This window comes from Acinetobacter sp. WCHAc010052, assembly GCF_002165295.2.
Classification (GTDB): Bacteria; Pseudomonadota; Gammaproteobacteria; order Pseudomonadales; family Moraxellaceae; genus Acinetobacter; species Acinetobacter chinensis.
This window is the reverse complement of record NZ_CP032143.1, coordinates 2,010,262-2,031,596: the sequence shown is the minus strand read 5'-3', so window position 1 is coordinate 2,031,596 and position 21,335 is coordinate 2,010,262. Positions and strand designations below refer to the sequence as shown.

General features: G+C 40.8%; 21 protein-coding genes. 11 read left to right on the top strand and 10 right to left on the bottom strand.

The features are described from left to right. Positions 1-148 precede the first annotated feature (148 nt). A complete protein-coding gene (locus CDG61_RS10210) occupies positions 149-394 on the top strand; it encodes a hypothetical protein (protein ID WP_394357268.1) in 246 nt (81 codons plus the stop codon). Positions 395-508: 114 nt separating this feature from the next. On the opposite strand, the gene metK is transcribed toward CDG61_RS10210, so the two are convergent. Further along, positions 509-1,675, bottom strand: a complete 1,167-nt coding sequence (gene metK / locus CDG61_RS10205) for a methionine adenosyltransferase (RefSeq protein ID WP_087512343.1) — start codon at positions 1,673-1,675, stop codon at positions 509-511. Positions 1,676-2,184: 509 nt separating this feature from the next. Between metK and CDG61_RS10200 the strand changes: the two genes are divergently transcribed. From CDG61_RS10200 to CDG61_RS17665, 5 genes are all read left to right on the top strand, one after another. After that, a complete protein-coding gene (locus tag CDG61_RS10200) occupies positions 2,185-3,366 on the top strand; it encodes a GGDEF domain-containing protein (protein ID WP_087550964.1) in 1,182 nt (393 codons plus the stop codon). 159 nt (positions 3,367-3,525) lie between these two features. Further along, entirely contained in the window at positions 3,526-5,514 is a 1,989-nt protein-coding gene (tkt, locus tag CDG61_RS10195) for a transketolase (protein ID WP_087550965.1), read from the top strand. Between the two features lie 132 nt (positions 5,515-5,646). Continuing rightward, complete coding sequence (locus CDG61_RS10190) at positions 5,647-6,186, top strand: hypothetical protein (RefSeq protein ID WP_147387784.1); 540 nt, start codon at positions 5,647-5,649, stop codon at positions 6,184-6,186. 190 nt (positions 6,187-6,376) lie between these two features. Continuing rightward, positions 6,377-6,592 (top strand): hypothetical protein, encoded by a 216-nt coding sequence (locus CDG61_RS10185; protein ID WP_087512411.1) that lies wholly within the window; start codon positions 6,377-6,379, stop codon positions 6,590-6,592. Between the two features lie 285 nt (positions 6,593-6,877). Then, positions 6,878-6,988 carry a hypothetical protein gene (locus CDG61_RS17665; RefSeq protein ID WP_087512410.1) on the top strand — a complete coding sequence of 37 codons (111 nt, stop codon included), beginning with the start codon at positions 6,878-6,880 and terminating at the stop codon, positions 6,986-6,988. A 248-nt stretch (positions 6,989-7,236) separates the two neighbouring features. On the opposite strand, the gene CDG61_RS10180 is transcribed toward CDG61_RS17665, so the two are convergent. Further along, positions 7,237-7,641, bottom strand: coding sequence for an OsmC family protein (locus tag CDG61_RS10180; RefSeq protein WP_087550967.1), 405 nt, complete (start codon positions 7,639-7,641; stop codon positions 7,237-7,239). Positions 7,642-7,946: 305 nt separating this feature from the next. On the opposite strand from CDG61_RS10180, the gene CDG61_RS10175 reads away from it, so the two are divergent. Beyond that, on the top strand, positions 7,947-8,552 hold the full coding sequence (locus CDG61_RS10175; RefSeq protein WP_087550968.1) for a YceI family protein: 606 nt from the start codon (positions 7,947-7,949) through the stop codon (positions 8,550-8,552). A gap of 74 nt (positions 8,553-8,626) precedes the next feature. Here the strand turns inward: CDG61_RS10175 and CDG61_RS10170 are convergent, their stop codons facing one another. Beyond that, positions 8,627-9,340, bottom strand: coding sequence for a glutamine amidotransferase (locus CDG61_RS10170; protein WP_087550969.1), 714 nt, complete (start codon positions 9,338-9,340; stop codon positions 8,627-8,629). Between the two features lie 104 nt (positions 9,341-9,444). After that, positions 9,445-10,014 (bottom strand): TetR/AcrR family transcriptional regulator, encoded by a 570-nt coding sequence (locus CDG61_RS10165; protein WP_087550970.1) that lies wholly within the window; start codon positions 10,012-10,014, stop codon positions 9,445-9,447. 141 nt (positions 10,015-10,155) lie between these two features. Here CDG61_RS10165 and CDG61_RS10160 point away from each other — a divergent pair, with 141 nt between their 5' ends. Together CDG61_RS10160 and CDG61_RS10155 are read left to right on the top strand one after the other, a co-directional pair. Further along, the gene (locus CDG61_RS10160; protein ID WP_087550971.1) at positions 10,156-10,893 is read left to right on the top strand and encodes an SDR family oxidoreductase; all 738 of its coding nucleotides are present in this window, start codon (positions 10,156-10,158) and stop codon (positions 10,891-10,893) included. 122 nt (positions 10,894-11,015) lie between these two features. Further along, a complete protein-coding gene (locus CDG61_RS10155; protein ID WP_087550972.1) occupies positions 11,016-11,612 on the top strand; it encodes a 2-hydroxychromene-2-carboxylate isomerase in 597 nt (198 codons plus the stop codon). Positions 11,613-11,882: 270 nt separating this feature from the next. Here CDG61_RS10155 and CDG61_RS10150 read toward each other — a convergent pair whose 3' ends face one another. Further along, positions 11,883-12,800: an AEC family transporter gene (locus CDG61_RS10150; RefSeq protein WP_087550973.1), complete on the bottom strand. Its 918-nt coding sequence runs from the start codon at positions 12,798-12,800 to the stop codon at positions 11,883-11,885. A gap of 129 nt (positions 12,801-12,929) precedes the next feature. On the opposite strand from CDG61_RS10150, the gene CDG61_RS10145 reads away from it, so the two are divergent. Next, complete coding sequence (locus tag CDG61_RS10145) at positions 12,930-13,802, top strand: LysR family transcriptional regulator (protein WP_147387804.1); 873 nt, start codon at positions 12,930-12,932, stop codon at positions 13,800-13,802. Positions 13,803-14,101: 299 nt separating this feature from the next. Here the strand turns inward: CDG61_RS10145 and CDG61_RS10140 are convergent, their stop codons facing one another. Then, positions 14,102-15,613 carry an aldehyde dehydrogenase family protein gene (locus CDG61_RS10140; RefSeq protein WP_087512331.1) on the bottom strand — a complete coding sequence of 504 codons (1,512 nt, stop codon included), beginning with the start codon at positions 15,611-15,613 and terminating at the stop codon, positions 14,102-14,104. 332 nt (positions 15,614-15,945) lie between these two features. Between CDG61_RS10140 and CDG61_RS10135 the strand changes: the two genes are divergently transcribed. After that, positions 15,946-17,127: a transcriptional regulator gene (locus CDG61_RS10135; protein WP_087550975.1), complete on the top strand. Its 1,182-nt coding sequence runs from the start codon at positions 15,946-15,948 to the stop codon at positions 17,125-17,127. A 33-nt stretch (positions 17,128-17,160) separates the two neighbouring features. On the opposite strand, the gene CDG61_RS10130 is transcribed toward CDG61_RS10135, so the two are convergent. From CDG61_RS10130 to mdh, 4 genes are all read right to left on the bottom strand, one after another. Beyond that, positions 17,161-18,123, bottom strand: coding sequence for an alpha/beta hydrolase (locus CDG61_RS10130; RefSeq protein WP_087550976.1), 963 nt, complete (start codon positions 18,121-18,123; stop codon positions 17,161-17,163). Between the two features lie 66 nt (positions 18,124-18,189). Continuing rightward, the gene (locus CDG61_RS10125) at positions 18,190-19,023 is read right to left on the bottom strand and encodes an SDR family oxidoreductase (protein WP_087550977.1); all 834 of its coding nucleotides are present in this window, start codon (positions 19,021-19,023) and stop codon (positions 18,190-18,192) included. Positions 19,024-19,099: 76 nt separating this feature from the next. Next, positions 19,100-19,930, bottom strand: a complete 831-nt coding sequence (locus CDG61_RS10120; RefSeq protein WP_087550978.1) for an SDR family oxidoreductase — start codon at positions 19,928-19,930, stop codon at positions 19,100-19,102. Between the two features lie 205 nt (positions 19,931-20,135). Beyond that, positions 20,136-21,308: an iron-dependent methanol dehydrogenase gene (mdh, locus tag CDG61_RS10115; protein WP_087512326.1), complete on the bottom strand. Its 1,173-nt coding sequence runs from the start codon at positions 21,306-21,308 to the stop codon at positions 20,136-20,138. Between the last annotated feature and the right edge of the window lie 27 nt (positions 21,309-21,335).

Below are 21,335 nucleotides of genomic sequence, written 5' to 3'. Positions count from 1 at the left end.
GAATTACTTCATTTACATTAAAGTGTGAATTTGTTCACATTGTTGTTGTGCGAATACATTTTCTCACATAAGATAAAACAATGTTACATCCAATAAAAATGTAGCATGAGAATAAAAAGAACGGCAATAAAATAGGAGGATACCTATGCTGTATCATCAATACCATTGCGCTTGTTGTGACAAGGTTGTTGCATCAGTAGCTAAAGAGTGTCCTGAGTGTGGCTCGCATAATATACGCAGTCCTTATGGATTCTGGATTTTCTGTATAGTGACCTGTCTTGTGGTCATCGTCATTGTAAAATCTGTACATGTTTATCTGAACAGTCATCAGGAACCTGCTCATCCAACTCTACTTGATGTGCTCAATCAGGGGAATCAAAAGACATCGCGGTAAAATTAAAGTACTCCATACAGTTATGATAAAAAACAGATCAATGATCAGAGTTTTTATCTGCTGGAATTAAAAAAGCCCACATATTTGTGGGCTTTTTATTATTTACTGGCGGTATTACAGATTTGCTGATGCTTTAAGTGCTTCAACTTTATCTGTTTTTTCCCATGTAAATGCATGATCAGAACCTTCACGTCCAAAATGACCATAAGCAGCTGTCTGCTGGTACATTGGTTGAATCAGATCAAGCATACGGGTAATGCCGTATGGACGTAGATCAAAGTGTTCACGTACAAGCGCAATAATCAGATCTTCAGATACTTTTGCAGTATTGAAGGTATTGATTGAAATAGATGTTGGCTCTGCAACACCAATTGCATAAGACACCTGGATTTCACATTTGTCTGCAAGACCTGCCGCAACAATGTTTTTCGCAACATAACGACCTGCATAAGCAGCAGAGCGGTCAACTTTTGATGGATCTTTACCAGAGAATGCACCGCCACCATGACGCGCCATACCACCGTAAGTATCTACAATGATTTTACGACCTGTTAAACCACAGTCACCTACAGGGCCGCCAATGACGAACATACCTGTTGGATTGATGTGGAATTTGGTATCTGCATGGAACATGTCAGCAGGGATGACTTTTTTCACGATTTCTTCAATCACAGCTTCTTTTAATTGAGCTTGTGAAATTGAAGGATCGTGTTGAGTTGAAAGTACAACTGCATCCAGGCGAACAGGTTTGCCATTTTCATAGGCAAAAGTTACCTGGCTTTTCGCATCAGGACGTAACCATGCCAGTTTGCCTTGCTTACGCAGTTCAGCCTGTTTTTCCATCAGGCGATGCGCGTATGAAATTGGTGCTGGCATGAGCACATCAGTTTCACGGCTTGCATAACCGAACATTAAGCCCTGGTCGCCCGCACCCTGATCTTCAGGTTTCTGACGGTCAACACCCTGAGCAATTTCAGGAGACTGTTTACCAATCATGTTGATGACGGCACAGGTTGAACCATCAAAGCCCAGATCTGAATGATGATATCCGATACCGTTTACAGTATTACGGACAATCGCTTCAAAATCGACATTGGCAGTTGTTGTGATTTCACCAGCAAGTACAACTGCACCTGTTTTGACAAGCGTTTCACAGGCAACCCGTGCATATGGGTCTTCTTTTAAGATTGCATCCAGAATGGCATCACTGATCTGATCAGCCATTTTATCCGGATGTCCTTCGCTTACAGATTCTGAAGTAAATACAGCGTACTCGCGCATAAGTCCTATCACAGCTAAATTCAAATGACGCAATATGGTACATCGACTTGGACTTCAGGACTAGTTCCTCTGAGCTGAAATAGATGAATAAATTTCAATATAAGTCATAATTTTTGGAATAAGTGAACAAAAAGCATAAATCCGGCGGAATCCAGGTAGATTTCAGATTTTTACAGTTTTAATTTTATTCTGAAATGCAAAGTGTTTTTCAGGCTTAAATTTATGTTGAAATATTTTGAATCCTGGATTTATCCATCGGTCGAAATTACATAATTATGACTTTTATTTATAAATCATTTTGTTAGAGTAATTTTGGGCGATGCAGATAAAGTGATAAAAATTAAAATGAAAAAATCAGGATATTCATTGATTTTAGTCATACGGAAAAGCATCAGATAGAAGCATCAGATCATGTAAAATATAGGTGCATATGATTCTGAAACATCAGGCATTTATATTTCAGATAAAACGTCTTTTCTTCAGCTGACTGTTTTTTTTATTGGTTTTATATGGCGGAACTACCAGAATATTTTCTTAAAAAATTAAGAGAAATCCCTTTTGTACTGAACTGGACACCCGTTCAGAGTTGCTTGTTGCTGCTGGGATACTATGCTTTTCTGAAATGTTTATGGATATGCTGGAAAGTTTTTATTGTAGTAACACCTGAACTGCATACCTTTGTATTTCTTGATATTGTTTTTTTACAGTTGGGCATTGAGAGTATAGAGCTGATTCTCTCTGTTTTACTGTTGATCATTTGCCTGCGTTTTAAAGATACAGAAACTGTCCACAAAATTATGCCATATCTCTGTGTTGTCGCATTCACAGTAACTTTAATTGTTGACGCTTATCTGTCAGGAATTTTCAGTGTGGCAATGTTTCTGAATACGACCTGTTATGTATTTATAGGCATGTTTCTTTTTCACATGCGGGTCATTTTAGTTGCGTTGTCCATCGCTACGGTCATATTGAGTTATCTCGTCTTTCATACGCTGAATCAGAGTATCCGCTATGCACCTCTTTTTAATTTTGAAACGATTGGCTATCCGGAATATCTGAATAAATTCTGGCTGCTGTCTATGGCATATTTCAGTTTCCCTGTGTTGATCGCCTGTTCATTCATTGTGATTGCTGTACTTGTCCAGTGGCGTAAACGTGAAAAATATATTGTACGGATGGGGCAGGTAGATGCACTGACTGGTCTGTATAACCGAAGAATGCTCAATGAACAGTTGCTCAGCATGGAAGCAGAGAGTAATGCTGAAGCACTGCTGCATGCTGCCGTCATGCTGGACCTGGATTATTTTAAATCGGTCAATGATACTTATGGGCATATCGCAGGTGATAAAGTCCTGAAAAAAGTGGCGCAGATTCTAAGGGAAAACACAACGGATAATGATTTACTGGGAAGATATGGTGGCGAGGAGTTTTTAATGATTCTTTGTCATACCGATGAACAGGGGATCAGAGAGAGGCTTGAGCGTTGTCGTATTGCTTTGTACGAAGAAGATCACGCCATTGCAGAAGACTTTTCAATCAAAGTCAGTGGCAGTATGGGAGTGGCTTTTTTCAATGAAAAAGAACAGGTCATGGATGCTGTACATTTTGCAGATCAGGCACTGTACAAAGCCAAGTCCAGAGGACGTAACTGTATCTGTTTTTCGGAAACAGTCCAATCTAAAGGATACTGAGTTTTTCCTCATTATAGATTTGGTTGTTTTTTGTTCTATTGCGTACTGAAACTCTATTTATGCTTGATCGGGCTTTACGCTCCAGGGTTTTTCTAAGACAATATGCGCAGTTTGAATTTTTATTCTTCCTTTAATTTTAAATTTACTGGACTCTGATCTATGACAACCCCGCTGAATGAACGTCGTAATGCCAATGCAATTCGAGTATTGGCTATGGATGCTGTGCAAAAAGCAAATTCTGGACATCCAGGTGCGCCAATGGGGATGGCAGATATCGCAGATGTGGTGTGGCGTGAATTTTTAAATCACAATCCATCAAACCCACAGTGGGCAAACCGTGACCGTTTTGTACTGTCTAATGGTCATGGCTCAATGCTTCAGTACGCATTACTTCATTTAACAGGTTATGATCTTTCAATCGAAGATTTAAAATCATTCCGTCAGTTACATTCTAAAACTCCAGGTCACCCTGAACTGGGTTATGCACCTGGTATTGAAACAACGACTGGTCCACTGGGTCAGGGTATTGCCAATGCTGTTGGTTTTGCACTTGCTGAAAAAACTTTAGCAGCACAGTTCAACAAAGAAGATATCAAAGTTGTTGATCATTTCACTTACTGTTTCCTGGGTGATGGTTGCTTAATGGAAGGTGTTTCGCACGAAGCATGTTCACTTGCAGGGACTTTAGGTCTGGGCAAACTTGTTGCTTATTATGATGACAACGGCATCTCAATTGACGGTGAAGTAGAAGGCTGGTTCTCTGACGATACAGAACAGCGTTTCAAATCTTATGGCTGGCAAGTGCTTAAAGTTGATGGTCATGATGCGGATGCGCTTCGTGCTGCAACTCTGGAAGCACAGGCTGAAACGGCTAAACCGACACTGGTCATGTGTAAAACTGTGATCGGTTTAGGTTCACCAAATAAACAGGGCAAAGAAGATTGCCATGGTGCGCCACTGGGTAATGACGAAATTGCATTAACCCGTGAAGCTTTAGGCTGGAAAGAAGAAGCATTTGTAATTCCTGCTGATGTTTATACAGCATGGGATGCTAAAGCGAAAGGTACTGCTTCTGAAGCAGCCTGGAATGAAACTTTTGCTGCTTATGCTGCAAAATATCCAACTGAAGCGGCTGAACTTAAACGTCGTTTAAGTGGTGATTTACCTGCTGATTTCGCTGCAAAAGCAGATGCTTATATCGCTGAAGTGAATGCAAAAGCAGAAACCATTGCAACGCGTAAAGCAAGCCAGAATGCAATCCAGGCATTTGCACCACAACTACCTGAAATTCTGGGTGGTTCTGCTGACCTTGCAGGTTCAAACCTGACACTCTGGAAAGGTGCAAAAGGCGTTGAGTCTGATGCTGCGGGTAACTATGTACATTATGGTGTACGTGAATTTGGTATGACTGCAATTGCCAATGGTGTCGCATTGCATGGCGGTTTCATTCCTTACGTTGCAACATTCCTGATGTTTATGGAATATGCGCGTAATGCAGTTCGTATGTCTGCATTGATGAAACAACGTGTGATCCATGTGTATACCCATGACTCGATTGGTCTGGGTGAAGATGGTCCTACGCACCAGCCTGTAGAGCAAATTGCATCTTTACGTGGTACACCAAACTTAAATACCTGGCGTCCATGTGACACTGTAGAAGCTTCTATTTCATGGAAATCAGCATTGTTACGTAGCGAAGGTCCGACAGCGTTAATTTTCTCTCGTCAAAACTTGGCTTTCCAAACACGTACAGAAGCACAAATTGCGGACGTTGTGAAAGGTGGTTATGTACTGGCTGAAGAAAAAGGTGAACTGAAAGCGATCATCATTGCAACTGGTTCAGAAGTGGGCTTGGCAATGGAAGCGTATGCACAACTTGAAGGTGTACGTGTTGTGTCTATGCCATGTGCTGAAGAATTTGTAAAACAGGATGCTGCGTATCGTGAAGCTGTTCTTCCATCTGCAGTTCGTGCGCGTGTTGCGGTTGAAGCAGCTCATGTCGATTACTGGTGGAAATTTGTGGGTCTGGACGGTCGTGTGATCGGTATGACGACTTATGGTGAATCTGCTCCTGCGAAAGATCTGTATCAACACTTCGGTATTACCACTGAAGCAGTTGTTGCTGCTGTGAAAGAAGTTACAGCTTAAAACACACCGTTTTAAATAAAAAAACGCCTCATTATTGAGGCGTTTTTTACATTTGAATCATTGAACAAATATCTTTTGAACTGCTGAATGGAGTCTATAAATTTAAAAAAGCATTCTGAGAGCGATGCCAGTATGAACATAATAATGAAAGCCAGCTGGGCACTTTTATTTCTTCCTGTGATGGTCAGTCCGGTTTTTGCAGACAGTTTGCCTGCTCAGGCAAATCTGACACCGACACGGATTATTGTGGACGGTCATTCAAAGTGGGAAAAAGAGCTGAAAAAACTCACGCCACAGGATCAATGGAGTTATTTTGAACTGTATTCACCTGAGCAGAATTATGTATTTATTCAGAATAAAAATGTCAGGAATTATGTTTTATCATTTGGTTTCAACTGCATGGAAGCCGATGTTAAAGCTAAATTTCTGATCGAAGATGCAGGCGGACTGGACAGACTGAGTTCTGATGATCAGATCACTGTAGATATTGTTCTGGATGGTCAGCACTATGGAAATCCCTTTGCTCATGATGCTGCTACGGATATGGATAAGTTTAAACAGGCTTTAATGCAGACAAAGCTTATTCAGTTCAATGCTGAAACTTATGGTGCGCCTTTTAAATTTATCAATCAGCGACCTGAATTACTTATGGCTGCTGTCAATTGTTCATAGAGATCAGATTTCCTGAAATCATTGATTCCGTCATTGCTGTGAAAGACATTTTCAATAGAATCTGACTGTTTTTGAGGTATGGCTTAAATAGAGTGGAAAACACTGGACGTTTTAAACAAAAGGTATATAGTTGTGCCCTTATTCAGTAATCATGAAATATGGTGATTCATATACCATAAGTGAGGAAAATATGAGCCTTTATGAGCAGATTAGTGAAGAAATCATTTTAATGGATGCGGGTGAGCAGAAGTGGATAGGGCAGGATCTGCCACTTGAAGCTATGGTTGCTGTCGAACTGTTACTTCAGGATATGGCGGAAGATAAGCAAATTAAGATCCGTCGTAAAAACCATGAAAAGCAGACTGGCTTGAAGCATGTAGACCGGATTCTGGTTGAAAAACTGTAATGATAAAGAGCCCCAGTTGGGGCTTTTTTATGTGTGTTAAAAAGTTGAACAGTGGAATAAAACTGGTCTGTTTTTTTACTGAATAGTGGTATGAAGCCGGTAGTGCGATAGACGGTACTCATTCGGTTAAATTTTTGATAATAATAAAGTTAATGTAATTTGTATTTTAAAAGTGGTCTGCTTAATGGCTTTAATATGAGGCTGAATAATTAAATATCCTGATTTTTAAGCTGGTGTGGGTTAATATAATGTCTATTTCAGCAGTTGCAGAGTACGCTTAATATGATGAAGTTTTTTAAGAAGAAAAATAAGACCAGCTTTGTGTTCTTTATTATGATTCTGTATTCATTTATTGGCGTTGGGTTGGGTTATCTGCTGACCGAATACTTCATGTAAAATTCGATGAGTTTCATCATGAAATGTTCAGCAATACGTGCCTGAATGAATACACATAAACACTCCATACGGAGTGTTTTGTATTTCAGCTAATTGTATTCTGGAAAGTTTTCAGATGTGACTGTTGATCATATGATTTTCTTCATTCAGCCGAGTAAAGACTGATTTCATAGTAAAAGTCTTTTATAAATGGATATTTATAAATTTCTATTTTGGTTCAGTGTATCACTCTGATATCAATAGAAATATTATACCAGTGCAGTCTGTATCTGAATGTTTGAAGTCAGTAATTTATGTACAGGACAGCTTTCAGCCACTTTAAGCAGACGTTTATGCTGATCTTCAGTAAAATCGCCTTTTAAAGTGATTTTTCTTTCAATCATATTGGTACCTGGTTCAGGGTCTCCATCTGGATTCAGTATTAAATCAACCTGAACATGATCAATTTTAATGCCTTTATGCGTGGCATACATCTCCAAAGTGACCGTGGTACAGGCACCCAGTGCAGATAACAGCATCTGTAAAGGATTGGGTGCAGTATCCTGCCCACCTTTTTCGACAGGTTCATCTGCATACCAGTGATGACCCTGTGGGTTGGTCAATGTAACACGGTAAGGTGTAGTGGTGCCTGTTGCCAGAACGGAATTGTTCATGTTTATACCTAAGTCATTATCATCAAAGTATATAAAAAGACTTTGTTGAAATTTCTACTGTAATTTTTTGTTTCTAATGGCAAAGTTGTATGAACGGTGTTCACTTCTTTGTATGCTGTGATCTCCATATTTTTCCACAACTTGAAATTATATTTTTATTATTCAGTTATTTGAGAGGTGTGTTGCGTTAAAGGCACACAATGACAGATATTGTTCCAGGAATGGAACAGATCGTCTTATTCATGACGGTGAATTAAAATATCATTGGTATAAACTAGCAACCATTCTAAAGCGAGATTAAAAACATGAACTTTAAAGCACTTACATTAGGTTTAGCGGTAGCTTCAGTTGCAACTTTCACTGTAGCAAAACCTGTAGACTATACAATTGACCCAACTCATACAGCGACTGTATTTAACTGGAATCATTTTGGTTTTTCTACACCATCTGCAAATTTCAGTGACATTCAGGGCACAATTTCTGTAGACAATGCAAAACCTGCAAATTCTTCTGTAAATGTGACTATTCCTTTGGCGAGCTTAAACACAAACGTTAAAGCACTGGATGATCATCTGAAAACTCCTGATTTTTTTGATGCTGCAAAATATCCAAACATTACATTTAAAAGTACTAAAGTTCAGTCTTTAGGCAACAGTAAATATAAAATTACAGGTAATCTGACGGTTAAAGATGTGACTAAGTCAGTTGTACTGGATGCGGTACTGAATAAACAGGGCGAACACCCAATGACTAAAGCTCAGTCTATCGGCTTCAATGCAACAACTTCGTTTGACCGTTCTGCATTTGGTGTTGGTGCTTATGTTCCAAACGTCGGTGATAAAATCACAGTAAACATCACAACTGAAGCTTCAATTGCTGCGGCAAAAGAAGAAACCAAAGCTGCTAAATAAGCCTTATTTCCAGCTGTAAGTTAAAAAAGCACCATAAATGGTGCTTTTTTTATGATTTTTAAATGATGCTGTGATCAGCTGGAGGCAACAGCACCGATCTGCTGTAGATACTGTTTTAAAATGATGGCTGCCTGATTTTCAAGATCAGAGGCGTATTTCTGATTGTGCTGTCTGAGCAGCGGAATATTGATTTTTGCTTTTTGTAGCTCACAGGTATGTCCAATCAACCATTTTTCCAGGCTGTCTGCTGCTACTTCTATATGGAACTGAAGTGCAAGAATATTTTTCCCGATCTGAAATGCCTGATGCGGATAAATTTCTGAACTGGCAAGCAAAACTGCATTTTCAGGTAAATCAAAAGTATCACCATGCCAGTGCAGTACTTCGTAATCTTTCAGGGCAGACAGAATATTATCCTGTGTATCAGTCAGCTGTAACTGACTCCAGCCGATTTCTTTCTGGTGACCTGGATAGACTTTTGCATTTGAGGCATGGGCAATCAACTGTGCACCCAGGCAGATTCCAAGAGTAGGTAAGTTCTGTGCCAGACGTTGCTGAAGTAATGAAATTTCTTCATTCAGAAAAGGGTAGTCTTCATTTTCATAAACACCAACTGGACCACCCAGTATGACGGTTAAGCCCTCGTACTGCATTGCCTGAGTCAGGTCATCAACTCCAGCTTCGAAATAACGGACACGGAATCCCAGTTGATAAAATACATCTTCAAGTGAGCCCAGGTCTTCAAATGCCAGATGCTGTATCGCATACACAGTTGTAGGAAATGTCATTATTGTCAGTCGCAATCCTTGAAAGGATTACAGATTAAAAATACTGTGCAGATTAGGCAAGATGTATTGTTTGAAATTTCGTCATAAAATCGTAATAAATGAACTCATGCGGTGCGAAGTGTAATTTGACTGAGTAAAAACAGCTTACTGGATTCAAGAATTCTGATTTTTAATTCAGGACTGGCAACACTGCGTGCCATCAGTATACTGCCGACCATCTGGCAAAGGACTGCCCATGCCTGATCCTGATTGCCCAGGTGTTTTTCGAACAGCTGGATTCCACGGATCAGTTCAGCTTCATATACCTGTTTGATATCTTCTTCTGCACGGGAAATTTCAGATGAAAGTGCAGGCAGGACACAACCGTACTCAGGTTTTTCTGCATGTAAAGGTGAGAGGTAACGGTTCAGCTCAAATTCAATCCAGGCAGCAGCATCATTGTGAGGGTTGCTTTGCCAAAGCTGGATGCTCTGTTCAAGTTCGGATTCGACCAGTGCTTTAAATAACTCATTTTTAGAAGAAAAGTGTGAATAGAATGCACCACTGGTCACACCTGATTCTTTCATAAAACCGTCTACACCAGTCGCATGAAAGCCATTTTTTTTAGCAAGCTGACCACTGACTTTCAGTAATTCTTTACGTTTTTCTTCTTTATAACCTGCTTTATAACGCATATGAACTCCTGTGTTCCTGAATGGCGGCAAAGGAAGCAGAATGTATTGATGAAAAACTTCTTGACCGCTGAAGAAAATCATAACATAGTAATCGTTATGATAACGACCGTTATTTTATAAAAATGAAACAGGAATGATTCGATGACAGACAAAAACGGACAAAAAGTTGCACTGGTGATCGGGGCAGGAGATGCGACCGGTGGTGCGATTGCAAAACGGTTTGCCAAAGGTGGCTATATCAGTTGTATGACCCGTAGAAGTGCCGAAAAATTACAGCCATTGATCGCTGAAATTGAGGCTGATGGTGGTACTGCATACGGTTTTGCTTCGGACGCACGTAAAGAAGAAGACGTGATTGCATTGATTGAAGACATTGAATCCAGAATTGGGACAATTGATGTACTGGTTTTCAATATTGGCGCGAATGTACCTTGCAGCATACTTGAAGAAACAGCCCGTAAATATTTCAAGATCTGGGAAATGGCGTGTTTTGCTGCATTCCTGGTTGGACGTGAAGTGGCTAAACGGATGGTCACACGTCAAGCAGGTACGATTATTTTCACAGGTGCAACTGCGGGAATGCGTGGTTCAGCTTATTTTGCTGCATTTGCAGGTGCAAAACATGCTTTGCGTGCTTTGGCGCAGAGTATGGCGCGTGAACTTGGTCCTCAGAATATTCATGTGGCGCATGTGGTGGTGGATGGTGCGATTGATACGGATTTTATTAAAAATACTTTTCCTCATCTGTATGAAAAGAAAGATCAGGATGGCATTTTAAATCCAGAACATATTGCTGAAAACTACTGGCACATCAGTCAGCAACCGCGTGACGCCTGGACGCATGAACTGGATTTACGTCCGTGGATTGAGAAGTGGTAATTGATCGTAAATGATCAATCCTGTAGCGATTTAATATGTAAATTAGTAATTAACTGCAAATTTGTAATAGGCTATAAAATAGTAAGTTATAAATAATCATTCTTTAAGCGAAGGAAAGCAAAATGAAACAAGCGGAATTTTATTTTGATTTTGGAAGTCCGTATAGTTATGTCGGTTTTTACCGTATTCAGCAGATTGCAAAGCAGTATCAGGCTGAAATTATCTGGAAACCGATGCTGTTAGGCGGTGTTTTTAAGGCAACAGGAAACAGCAGTCCGATGGCTGTTCCTGCGAAAGCACGTTATTCCATGATTGATCTGGGCAGATGGTCAAAACTCTGGCATATTCCTGTGCAGATGAATCCGTATTTCCCGATTAATACTTTGAACTTGATGCGTTTGATAACAGCAGTTCAGCTGTATCAGCCTGAAAATTTTCAAAAAGTGTTGCAGGGACTATTTGATGCCATGTTTGGACAGCCAAAAAATTTAAACGATATGAATGAACTGGTCGCATTGGCTCAATCACTGGAACTTGATATTGATCAGGTACAGGCTTGGCTTGTCGATGATCAGGTTAAAAATCAGCTTAAACAGGTCACGGAAGAAGCCATTGAACGAGGTGTTTTTGGTGCACCAACCTGGTTTGTGGGTGATGAAATGTATTGGGGTGTCGATCATTTACATTTTGTGGAACATGCATTGCAAGCGATGGAATAGTTTTGATTTGACTCTTTCTATTTGAATTTTAATCCACGAATTTTTTGATTTGAAAATTTATGATCTAAATATTCAAATTTTAGATTCAAAAAGAATATCGGGAGTTCCTTCTCCCTTTGGGAGAAGGCTGGGATGAGGGCTTTTAAATAGGAAGCCTCCCTCTTGCGAAACGCTGTTTATCATCCTGAAAGGTGTTGAAACGTTCAATATTGATTTTGATCTAAAACTAACTTACGTAAGAGGGCTGATGAATAAGTCACTGAATCAGTATTAAAAATAATAGCTTTGTACCAAAGTCAGCATGATCGCCAAAGTCACTACAGACAGTATTGTTTGTAAGCTGATCACAGCAGCCATCAGCTGATAATCGCCATTTAAAAGTTTAGTTAGGATATAGGCAGCAGAAGCAGTTGGAATCGAAAAGAAAATCATGATCGCAACGACTGCTGCGTAACTCAGATCAAAAAACTGCAATACAATAAATGCCACAATGGGAATGATCATTAATCTGGTTAAACTGATGATGAGTGCTGTTTTGAAATAGGTTTGCATGCCTTTGAGTTGAATCGCTGTACCTACACAAAGCAGACCTAACATTAAGCTACTGTTGGAAAAAGCCTGTAGCAGACTTTGAAAACCTGTCCATACAGGAATCTGTAAAAAATTAAAAGCTATGCCAAGTATGCACGAGCTGATCAAAGGGTTTTTGAGCAGCGAAATCACAATATTTTTGATATTTAATTGATTTTTAGGTGTCAGTGACAGGATTGAAACCACATTCACAAAGGGAATGGCGATCGCTAAAATATTGACCAGAATACTTTTAATTTCAGGATTGGGCAGTGTGGTTGCAATTGAAAGCCCAAGATAAGTATTAAACCGAATCAGGCTTTGGATATACACTCCGAAATGTGCATCTGGGCTTTTATTCAGTTTGGCAAAAACATAGGTACTGACAATGATGATCATCATCATGGCAAAAATCACCATCAAAATGCTGTCGAGGTGTCCCATGTGCATGTCAGCACTGGCTAAGGAACTGAACAGCAATGAGGGAAACAGCATATAATAATTGAGCTTCTCAGCACCATTCCAAAATTTTTCATCCAAAGTACGTGATTGGAATAGATAGAATCCCAGGGCAATCAGTGCAATCGGTGAAAATAGGATATTGATCATTTGTAACATATATGGTGCCGATCCTTGGTGAACTGAAAATATCAGTTCTTTATTTCGTAAGGTCTATAAATGTCTGTAGAGAATATTCCTTATGAGTCTTCATGGTAAAATGAGTTTTTACTCATGAGTTTCGTGATCATGACTTTTACCCAGTTGAGTATTTTTGCGTTATTGGCAGAGCAGAAAAGTTTTACTGTTGTCGCGCAAAGGTTACAGATTTCACAGTCTGCGATTTCGCATGCAATTAAAAGTCTGGAACAGGATTGGGCGGTGACTTTATTCTATCGTGATCATAATGAAGTGGAACTCACTGAAGCGGGCGCACGGTTGTTGTTGCATGTGAAAGAAATTCTGAATATTTCAAATCAGCTGGAACAGGAAATTTCAGATATTCATGGATTTCATTCAGGAACTTTGCGTATTGGTTCTTTTGGCGCATCTTCATCTAATGTTTTGATTCCACTGATTTTAGAAAAATTCAATGCTGAATATCCCAATATTGAAGTATTTATCAAAGAAGGAACAGACAAGGATATTGCACAATGGATTCAGGAGCGCAGTATTGATGTTGGATTTGTGGTGTTGCCTGATGAACGTTTTGATACTTTTTCTGTGATGAATGATATTTTTGTGGCTTTGATTCCAAACTCTTATGAACTTGCTAAACAAAGCGCTGTGAGTTTGAAGGAATTGGTCGAGCATCCATTTTTAATGACTTCGGCAGGGAGTCAGAGTCATGTCACTGAAATGTTTAGAAAGGCAAATTTAACGCCTAAAATTAAGTGTCATTTCTCGCAGATTTTAACCATTATCAATATGGTGAATAATAATGCAGGGGTTTCAATTGTGGCGGATATGGCATTGAATCAGGAATTGATGACGTTATTTCCCAATGTGCAGAAGTTACCACTTTCGCCGAATATTAAAAGGTCGATTGGTTTAGCTGTAAAAAATAAAAAACAGATCAGTCCGATTGTGAAAGCATTTATTGAGATTGCGCAAAAGGTTTAAGTTTAAAGTACAAGAAAATAACATTTTAAAAGTTAAATTTTGAAGGCTCTGGATTAGCAAAAGTTAGATTCAGGTCAATATTGAAAGTCTCTTTGCTTTAAGGATAAGGAATACAATTTTATATGGGGTGAAGTCTTCTATTTAAAAGCTCCCTCATCCTAGCCTTCTCCCAAAGGGAGAAGGAACTTTGGTACGCTTTTGAATTTAGAGTTTGAACACTTTTGCAAGAAGGTTAATCTTATAAAAAATTAAAGCGAACCGAAGTTCGCTTTAAATCACACCAGATTCAAGTCTAAAACTTAGAAGAAGCCCATTGCTTTCGTTGAGTAGCTCACAAGTAAGTTTTTAGTCTGCTGATAATGATCAAGCATCATTTTGTGGTTTTCACGACCGATACCTGATTTTTTATAACCACCAAATGCCGCATGTGCAGGGTAGATGTGGTAACAGTTGGTCCAGACACGACCTGCTTCAATTGCACGACCCGCACGATAAGCCGTATGTGTTGAACGTGACCAGACACCTGCACCTAAGCCATACATCGTTTCATTGGCGATACGGATGGCATCGTCATAGTCTTTAAATGTAGTCACAGCCAGTACTGGTCCAAAAATTTCTTCCTGGAAAATCTGCATGCTGTTGTTGCCTTTGAAAATGGTTGGTTCGATATAGAAACCTTCTCCCACTTCTTTACGGTCACCACCACCTGTCAGGATTTCAGCGCCTTCAGCTTTACCTGTTGCGATACAGCCCAGGATTTTGTTCTGCTGCTGCAGGGACGCCTGAGCACCAATCATGGTATCAGTATCGAGCGGGTGACCAGTTTTAATACGTTTTACACGCTCAACGGCTTTTGCAAGGAATTCTTCAGCAATGCTTTCCTGTACAAGAGCACGTGAAGGACAGGTACAGACTTCACCCTGATTCAGTGCAAACATGGCAAAGCCTTCAAGGGCTTTATCCAGGTAGTCATCGTCCTGAGCCATAACATCTTCAAAGAAGATATTTGGTGATTTACCACCTAGTTCAAGTGTTACAGGAATAATGTTTTCAGTTGCATATTCCATGATTTTTTGACCAACTGCGGTAGAACCTGTAAAGGCAACTTTGGCAATACGTGGGCTGGTTGCCAGTGGGCGACCTACTTCAGCGCCATAACCATTTACAATGTTCAGTACGCCAGGTGGCAGTAAATCCTGAATCAATTCAACCAGTACTAGAATACTTGAAGGCGTCTGTTCAGCCGGTTTCAGTACAATACAGTTACCTGCGGCTAACGCTGGAGCAAGCTTCCATGCTGCCATTAAAATCGGGAAGTTCCATGGAATAATCTGACCCACAACACCCAGAGGTTCATGGAAATGGTAAGCAATGGTATCTTCATCAATCTCAGAAATACCACCTTCCTGCGCACGGATACAGCCTGCAAAATAACGGAAATGATCAATACACAATGGAATGTCCGCAGCCAGTGTTTCACGGACAGGTTTACCGTTTTCCCATGTTTCTGCTACTGCCAGCAGCTCAAGATTGGCTTCCAGGCGGTCAGCAATTTTTAACAGCATGTTTGAACGGGTTGTTGGAGATGATTTGTTCCAGCTGGCTTTTGCTTTGTGTGCAGCATCCAGTGCAAGTTCAATGTCTTCTACGGTAGAACGGGGTACTTTGGTGAAGGCTTTACCGTCAACTGGGGAGATATTGTCAAAGTATTCGCCTTTGACAGGTGCAACCCATTCACCACCAATAAAATTTTCGTACTGAGCCTTGAACTGAATTTTTGAACCAGGCTGGTTTGGATCTACATAACGCATAAGAATTTCCCTTTACTTATTTTTTCAATGTAAGTTGCATGTATGACACTGTGTCAGAAATTACATGATGAACTGAACATAGAATGCTGAAGGTTGGTAAAAGGTTGGAGTTCAGAACAGAGGATTTGCGCTAAGATTTAATTTTTGGCAATGTTTTGTTGTTGCTGAAAAAGTGGAGGTGTCAGCTAAATTTTAATACCGCTTTGGTCTTAACAGTGTTGACTGCATTGCAGGTAGATATGTTAGGGTGTATGGAGATAAACAATTTCTATTCAATAAAAATAATTAAAAATAATGGATATCGTCAGCGTGATTACACAGGAATGTAGCAAATGATGAATCAGCAGGAACTTGTAAAAAAGCGCAATAAGATTGAACAGTTACGCCAAAGCAGCAGTCTGTCCTTACATCATGCAGATCTGCTGGGTCAGAGTATTGCCAGTTCATGGCAAAGATCCACTTCAGCAGATATTCCTAAAGACCGTGAAGCAGCCCCGCTGATTACGATTAAACAGACCAGACAGAGCGTACTTGAAAAAGCTGTGGCACACTGCCGTGATGAACTGACCCATATTGCAGAACAGTCTTCCATGGTTGCTGCGGTTGGTGATGTAGGCAGTACCATCATCTGGTCAGCAGCAAGTGGGCAGATGCGCAGTGCGGCAGAGCGTGTACACTTTATGGAAGGTGGTCAGTGGCGTGAAGAACTCGTAGGAACCAATGCCCTGGCTTTATCACTGAAAACTCAGCAGTCCAGCTGTGTTTTTTCAAATGAACATTTCATGTCATCCATACATGACTGGGTGTGTTATGCCTCACCCATTGTAGATCCATATTCAAAGCAGGTTCTCGGTGTGATTGATCTGTCCACCACATGGAATCATCACAACAGTCTGGGGTTGCTTGCTGCGGAGCGTTGCGCTTCGATTATTCAGTCGGCTTTACTGGAGTTTCAGCAACAGCATCTGTTTATCCGGGCATTTGCTGTTCCGCAGGTGTTGTTTAATGGAAAAATTGTTGTTTTAACCCCACGGCAAATTGAAATTCTGACAATTCTTGCTTTGTGTCCACAGGGTATGAATCTGGAAAATCTGCATCAGGCACTGTATGGGGAGCGCAAGGTCAGTGTTGGCACACTGAAAGCTGAAATGTCGCAGTTAAGGGATATTTTGGGTGGGATGCTGGGATCACGTCCGTACCGTCTGTTGGCACATGTCGAAGCCGACTTTTTGCAGGCAGAAAATGCACTGGATGCAGGGTATATCGACTCTGCACTGAAACTCTGCAAGGGCGTTTTTCTGGCGAAAACAGAAAGTCCTTTTTTAACAGCATGGAGGGACTGTCTGGAATCACGACTCAGTGAGGCTATATTCAAAGCCAATGAAACAGATGTGTTACTCAAGCATCTGGCACATTTTCCTGAAGCGATTGATGCCGTTGAGCGTCTGATCGAACTGACACCTCAGAGCCATCCTGCACATCAGTTATTGCTGAAATACAAGGATGAGCACTGAAGAGCAGTGATTAAACTGACTGATTAAAATAGCCTAAGCTATTTTAATCTTGAGCCACTGGAAAAGCTGTTCATAGACCTGAGCACGAACAGGGGCTTCAGAGAGCACTAAATCGTGCAATCCATCCTTAATTGTCATTACATTGACATCACTTTGTATTTTGTTTGAGTACTTTATAATATCCTGAACCTCCAGGATGACATCTGTACTTTGTGCATCACGGTTGAACTTTTTTGGATATGTGGTTTTGTGCGAATGCATGACCAATACAGGTACACTCAGTGCGACTCCTGCATGAATTTCTTTCTGTGCTTCAAATATAGTGGTGACAAAGCTCAGATAAACTTTGGAATAAGTCGGTTTTTTCCATTCAAGACTAAAGTCCCATTCTCCATAAAAATCTTTATGCAGGCTCTGCACATAAAATTTGTTTAACTCACTTGGAAATTTTAAGTTGGGGAAGTGCTTGCCCAGTGCAGCAAGTCGGGGCAATGCCAGTCTTTTCTTCCATCCAGGCATATTGAAGTCATAAAAAGGACTGTTACACCAGAGACCCTTAATCAGTGGATGATCAGGATGATGCGCTGCATAGAGGGTGGTTGTGAGTCCGCCTGTTGAATGCCCTGCCAGCAGTACGGCTGTATGACCTTCTTCTCCAATAATATTCAGAGCTTCATCAATTTCTGCATTGTATTCATTCAGATCTTTCACATAATAATATTTCTGATGAGATAGATGTGAGCGTCCATATTTTCTTAAATCCAGTGCATAAAAATCATAACCCTGCTGGTTAAATTTTTCTGCCATTTCGGTCTGGAAGAAATAGTCTACAAATCCGTGAATATACAGCACGGCTTTAGCTGTTGGAGCCGTTGCTTTTTTACGGATCAGGGTCGCTGTGACTTTTCCATCATAATCATCAGGAAAACTCAGGGTCAGTTGTTCATATCCTGTTCCGAGGACATCCTGGGTATATGCACTGCGTGTTGTTGTCATTTTTATTCTCTCTGAAGGTTTATCTTTGTGTTTAATATACACAAATCATTATCTGACTGGATATTTTTACAGATATTCCTTCACCAGTTCATAAGACAGGTCATACAGTTTCTGAGCCAGTTGTATATCTCTGGATTTTGCAGAGCTTAATGCAGGTGTCTGTACACTGGCATATTCACCATTTTTATTTTTCCAGTTGTCACTCAGTGCCATCTGCACCAGTTTTTCAGCGGGTTTAGATGGAGGAATCAATGCGAGCTTTACAAACATATACTGAAATTTAGGCAACTGGCGGTATAGCTCTGAATCCACGACACCAGGGTGTATGGCGTTACTGGTGACGGTGCTGCCTTTGAGCTGACGGGCTAAGTGGTTGCTGAACAGTAAGTTCTGAAGTTTACTGCTGCCATAACTTGGAAACATGATGTAGCGTTTATTGTTCGCTGCAGAAAACTTCTCAGGCTGAATACTGCCACCCCAGTGAGCAATGGAAGACAGATGAATGATCCGTCCTTCGGGTGCTTTTTTAAGTAAAGGAAGTAGCTTCATTGTCCACAGATAATGTCCCAGATAGTTCACACCAAAGTGTTTTTCATAACCATCTTCAGTGCTGTCCAGCTGCTGTGAAATCAGTCCGGCATTGTTGATCAGGATATCAATCTGATCATAATTTTTTAAAACCTGCTCGGCAGCCTCACTGACTTTACTCAGACTGTTTAAGTCCAGCTGCACCAGATCAACCTGTCCATTGCCTGCGCGTTGCAGCTGTTGTTTTGCCTGTTCAGCTTTTTCAGGATTACGGCATGCCAGAATGACATGATGACCTTGCTGAACCAGCAGTTCGGCTGTTTTCAGGCCGATACCTGCGTTGGCACCTGTGATTAAAACTGTTTTGCTCATTTCATGATTCCTGAAAGCAACAGAATGATGTTTAACGATTAATTTATACGGATAGCGTGTTTATTAAAAGTCAGTTTTATAAATACTGCGCCAGTAGTGTTAAGGTCTGCTGATGCAGCTGATCTGCCAGGCGGGCATCCTTGGCTTTTGCAGAACGGAAAGCTGGAGTCTGTAAACTGGCGTATTGCCCATTTTTATTTTTCCATTCATTTGAAAAGGCAATACGTTTAATAAGTTCTGCAGGTTTCGCTGGAGGAATTAAAAACAGCTTAATCGCGCGGTATTGCCATTCAGGCAGTTCCCGATATATTTCCGAATCCACGCCACCAGGGTGCAGGGCGTTACTGGTTACATGCGTACCCTGTAACTGTTTTGCCAAAGCATTGCTGAACAGCAGGTTGGCAAGTTTACTGTTGGCATAACTGAGTATACCATTGTATTTTTTGACCTGATCGGCTCTGAACTGTTCAGGCTGAATACGTCCCATAGCGTGCATCATCGATGCTAAATGAATGATACGACCCTGTTCAGATTTCTGAATCAAAGGCAACAGTTTCATGGTCAGTAAAAATGGTCCGAGGTAGTTCACACCGATCTGTTTTTCAAAACCATCGATGGTTGTTTCCAGTTCTGGTGTCATCATGCCAGCATTGTTGACCAGTACATCAAGATGGTTGTAATTTTGCAGAATTTTTTCAGCAGTTTCTTTCACCTGTTGCAGGCTGTTCAGATCCAGTTCGATTACATCGACTTTGCCTGCATTGAATGTTTCAAGGTGCTGTTTTGCCTGCTCAGCTTTGGCAGGGTTACGACAGGCAATAATGACATGGTGACCATCCTGGACGAATGTCTGCGCTGTCGCGAGTCCAATACCTGTATTTGCCCCGGTGATTAAAATTGTTTTCATGCTGAAACTGCTCATTTTTATAGCAATGGAACATTACTTGTATTTTAGACAATGCGGATTGTCAAGTGAGAGTTGTTTTGAGGAGAGATGAAAAGTATCAGCAAAGAATGAATTGCCTGGAAAAGGACACTGGCAAATAAAAAAAAGGAATATCACCTGACGTGATATTCCGAAAGTCAAAGGACAAAAGAAGGAGAGGAGAGACTTACATTGCCGCTTCGAAAATTGCAATTACCTGTGCATCATTAGCCTTACGAGGGTTGGTCAGCATGCAGGCATCTTTCTGCGCATTAGAAGTCATTACTGCATGATCTTCGGCTTTTACACCCAGCTCAGCCAGACCTGATGGAATACCAATTGCACCTGACAGTTCACGGATGGCGTCAATTGCTGCAAAACCGGCTTCTGAAACGGTCAGACCTGTGGTGTCCACACCCAGCAGTTGTGCAATTTTTGCAAAACGGTCAGGGCAGGCAATCAGGTTGAATTCGCAGACATGCGGTAACAGAATCGCATTACATACGCCGTGAGGCAGGTTGTAGAAACCACCTAACTGGTGCGCCATAGCATGAACATATCCTAAAGAAGCGTTGTTGAATGCCATACCCGCAAGGTACTGTGCATATGCCATTGCATCACGCGCTTCAAGATTTTCACCGTTGGCAACTGCTGGACGTAACCATTCTGCAATCATGGCAATAGCTTTTTCAGCACATGCATCTGTAATTGGGTTAGCTGCTGTAGAAACGTATGCTTCAACTGCGTGAGTCAGTGCATCCATACCGGTTGCTGCGGTCAGTGCAGCAGGTTTAGCAATCATCAGCTTAGGATCATCAATTGCTACAAGCGGAGTACAGCGCCAGTCAACAATCGCCATTTTTACATGAGTATCAGTATTGGTAATAATACAGAAACGGGTCATTTCAGATGCAGTACCAGCCGTTGTATTGATCGCAACAAGCGGTGTCATTGGAACTTTACTTTGATCAATACCTTCATAGTCACGGATATGACCGCCACCAGCTGTTACAAGCCCGATACCTTTAGCACAGTCATGAGAAGAACCACCACCTAAAGATACGATAAAGTCACAACCGTTCTCATTGTAGGCATTTACACCATTGTGTACGTTAATGTCCGTTGGGTTCGGCTCTGCACCTGGGAATACATGGCTGTCCACGCCTGCTTCTTTTAGATATTCAACAATAATGTCAGCAACACCAAATTTGAATAAGCCTGCATCGGTTACGATCAGTGCTTTTTTAGCACCTAAATTCTGAGCTTTTGCACCCACTTCTTTGGCACAGCCTGGTCCAAAAAGTGATACACAAGGGATATAAAAACCGTTAGTCTGATCTGCAATATTTTTAAAAGCCATGGTGCGATTCCTTCTACCATTTTCGTT